Source organism: Nostoc sp. UHCC 0251 (assembly GCF_034932245.1).
GTDB lineage: Bacteria > Cyanobacteriota > Cyanobacteriia > Cyanobacteriales > Nostocaceae > Nostoc.
Genome location: NZ_JAYGHD010000494.1, coordinates 1 through 3716 on the forward strand (window position 1 = coordinate 1; position 3716 = coordinate 3716).

Below are 3716 nucleotides of genomic sequence, written 5' to 3' on the forward strand. Positions count from 1 at the left end.
AACCTTTACCCTTTTCCCCCTCTTGCAAAAAGCACTTTTGCAAGAGGTCTAATGACTAATGACTAATTTATCAAATCGGCGATCGCTTTCACCAATGCATCTGGATCTACTGGTTTAGAAATATGCATTTGAAATCCGGCTGCTAGTGCTTGCTGCTGATTCATTTCGCCTGCATAGGCTGTCAGAGCGATCGCTGGTACGCGTCCTCCTTGTTCAGGCGATCGCGCTCTTACTTCTCGCATCAGCATATAACCATCTGTCTTCGGCATTCCAATATCGCTAATTAAAACATCTGGTATCGATTCAGATAGTGCTTCTAATGCCTCTTGTGCTGAAGATACGGCGGTTACTTCTACACCGTAGTCTTGCAAAATAAAGGTCACTAAGTCGCGGATATCTGGTTCATCGTCCACCACCAAAACTTGAGTGCCTGAGAGGAATGGGGAATCAAACTCACAAGGTGAAGGCTCATTTTCCTCAGGCCTCACCTGTTCACTTCTCACCAAAAGCGGTAACTCAACAGTGAAAGTGGTTCCTAATTCTTCTCCAGGACTTTCGGCTTGAACGTTTCCCCCATGCATTTCTACAACCTTACGCACGATCGCTAATCCTAAACCTAGCCCACCAAATGTCCGGGTAATTGTGCTGTCAGCTTGGCGAAAGTAATCGAATACATAAGGTAAAAACTCTGGATTAATTCCCTTACCTGTATCGCTGACCTGAATTTGAGCTTGATTACCAACTTCCATCAGTCGAATTTCTATCCGTCCGCCTGCTGGTGTAAATTTTACCGCATTGGAAAGTAGATTCCACACAACTTGCTCAAGCCGATTTGGGTCGCCCATGACTTGTCCTAAAGTGGGATCAAATATAGTCTGAATTTGAATTGATTTAGCTTGTGCTGCTAGTTGTACTGTCTCTAGTGCTGCTTCAACCACCGTTACCAAGTTCACTGGACAGGTATTCAAGTTTAATTTTCCTCGGAGGATGCGAGACACATCCAACAAATCTTCAATTAGCTGGGTTTGTAACTTGGCGTTGCGTTCAATGGTTTCCAAGGCGTGGTTAGTGGTTTTTTTATCAAAATTACGAGTCCGCAGTAATTTCGACCACCCCAGAATCGAGTTGAGTGGGGTTCGCAGTTCATGGGAGAGAACCGCCAGAAATTCATCTTTGATTGTGTTAGCGACTTCTGCTTCTTTGCGTGCTTTCATTTCTCGTTCGAGGAGGCGATCGCATTTTTTCTCGGCTGATTTGCGCTCAGTAATGTCCAGTACAAAAGCAACACCATTATTTTTGGAGTCATTCAGCAAGGCTATCCCCAAAACAATTGGGACTCGCTTCCCGTTGCGGTGAAGATACTCTTTCTCATAAATTCTGGAAATTCCAGTGGTTTGCACTTCCAAAAGGGCGCGATCGTCTAATTCCTTATACTCAATAGGAGTAATTTCTCTCCAATTAATTCTACCCAAGGTGGCAAACTCATCATGAGTGTAGCCAGCTAGCTGGAGAAAGGCATCATTGGCATCAAGAATAAAGCCATCCACATTCCAAAAAGCGACCCCGATTAGGTTGGATTCAAACAAACGCCGAAATCTGGCTTCACTTTCACGTAATGTTTTTTCTGCCCGTTTGTGTTCGGTAATATCACGAGAAACTGTAATTACGCCTTCAATAGTTTGGCCAAAATTGCGTAATGGTGTGAGGATGTATTCATAATAATGCACCCCATCAGCAGCAACATATTTACACTCATCCTTGATTGGCTGCCCAGTTTTCATCACAGCTTGTCGTTGATTATCTACCTGTTCTATAAGGTCTGCGGGTACATCCAGGTCTTGCAAAGTTTTTCCGACAAGATCGTGGGGCTTGAAGCCTAATATTGTAGCTGCATCATGACTGACATACTGATAGCAACCTCTGCCATCAAAGATATAAATGTGATCCACTGAGGCGGTGAGGATGGCATTTAAAATATTTGCCTGTTCTTGCACTTGGGTTGTGAGTTCACGAGTGCTTTCTTTTGCCTGCTTGCAGACAGTAGTTTCCATACAAACGCCAATCATTCGCACCGCTTGTCCGCGATCGTCATAGATAAATTTTCCCTTGGCAGAAATCCAATGTATACTTTGGTCTGCTCGAACTATACGAAATTCATCGTCGTAGTCAGTCTTTTGTTCTAAAGCCTGGGTAATAAATTGCATTACAGATTGTCTGTCTTCAGGATGAACGCACCTTAGAAAACCTTCATAGCTGCCGTCAAAACTACCTGGAAGCAGACCAAAAAGCACTTCATGAGTTTCAGACCAGATGACTTGATGGGTAACAATATTCCAATCCCACAAGCCCATCTGGGAAGCATCTAAAGCTAACCTGAGCCGTTCTTCATTTTCCCTTAAAGAGGCTTCTACCTGCTGTCGCTCTGCAATTTCTTGTTGTATCTGCTCTAAAGTGACTGGTACATCTGTTGGCACATTAAAGGCTGTGGATGCCCTTTGTTCAAAATGCTGCTTGATCTCATATTCAACAGCTTGAATATGGGGATATTGTAGTGCAAGTGCCAGTTTTTTTTCTAGCTCTATTACTTGCTCTTCAAGCGCTGCTTGCCTTTGCTGATAAAATGTTTCTGATTGCTCTAACTCAGCTACACGCTGCCGCAGAGCTACTAATTCATCAGTGACTTTAAAGTTAATTTTATCAACATTTGACATCTTGCACACTGCTTATAACTAAAACAATACCGATTTGAAGAGTAGGCATCCCCTAGCTTTAACAGTATGGATTTTTAATCTCAAAAATGTAATCCATCAAAAGGCGTATAGGGTTTTACCCAAAAGACATTCTCTGAGATTAAGAGCGATGTCTGACGACAAGATGCTTTCCATCGAGTGGTCAATTAGTAACAAATTATTTCTTAAAACGCATGAAAGCTACACCAATCAATAATCCCACAACCTGTCCCCAGAAGACAACACCCGATTGGTTTACGCCAACAGGAGGAATATTTAAACTACCGATGCCATAAAATAATTGTTGGACAAACCACCAAAATAGATAGAAAAAAGCTGGGAGTTCGATTGGGATATACAAGATGATTAGTGGCAAAATTGTGTCAATTCTAGCTTTAGGAAACTTCATAATATATGCTCCTAAAACACCTGCGATCGCACCATTCGCTCCAATCAATGGTACTGTCAAGCTTGGTTCAGCGAGAATTTGCGCTAAAGATGCGATCGCGCCAGCAGCCAGATAAAAACCTAGATAACGCCTATGTCCCAGAATATTCTCAACAGTTTTCCCAAAAACCCATAAAAATAACAGATTTCCTAATATCTGACTAAAACTGCCATGTAGAAATATTGCAACAAATAGTGAAAATGTTCGCCAAATTACAATTATCCAAGCAGGAGAGATATTGTAAACGAATGCATTTGTAATTGCCCCACTAATCTGGGCTGGAACTACACCCCAAATATTAATAAAATAACCTAATCCACCACTAAATTCTAGTTTAAGCTCCCATAAGAATACGGCAACATTAATGCCAATCAACCAGTAATTAATAATCGGCTTATTCCGACAACGAATATTATCACTAATAGGAATCATATAAATTAGTCATTAGTCATTAGTCATTAGTCATTAGTTATTAGTTATTCTCCCCCTGCCTCCCCTGCCTCCCCTGCCTCCCCTGCCTCCCCTGCCTCCCCTGCCTC

At 42.1% G+C, this 3716-nt stretch carries 2 protein-coding genes; both read right to left on the bottom strand.

Annotation, left to right across the window (positions count from 1 at the left end):
- Positions 1–62: 62 nt before the first annotated feature.
- Positions 63–2711, bottom strand: a complete 2649-nt coding sequence (locus tag VB740_RS36180; protein WP_323204618.1) for a PAS domain S-box protein — start codon at positions 2709–2711, stop codon at positions 63–65.
- Positions 2712–2907: 196 nt separating this feature from the next.
- Positions 2908–3609, bottom strand: a complete 702-nt coding sequence (locus VB740_RS36185) for a rhomboid family intramembrane serine protease (protein WP_323204619.1) — start codon at positions 3607–3609, stop codon at positions 2908–2910.
- Between the last annotated feature and the right edge of the window lie 107 nt (positions 3610–3716).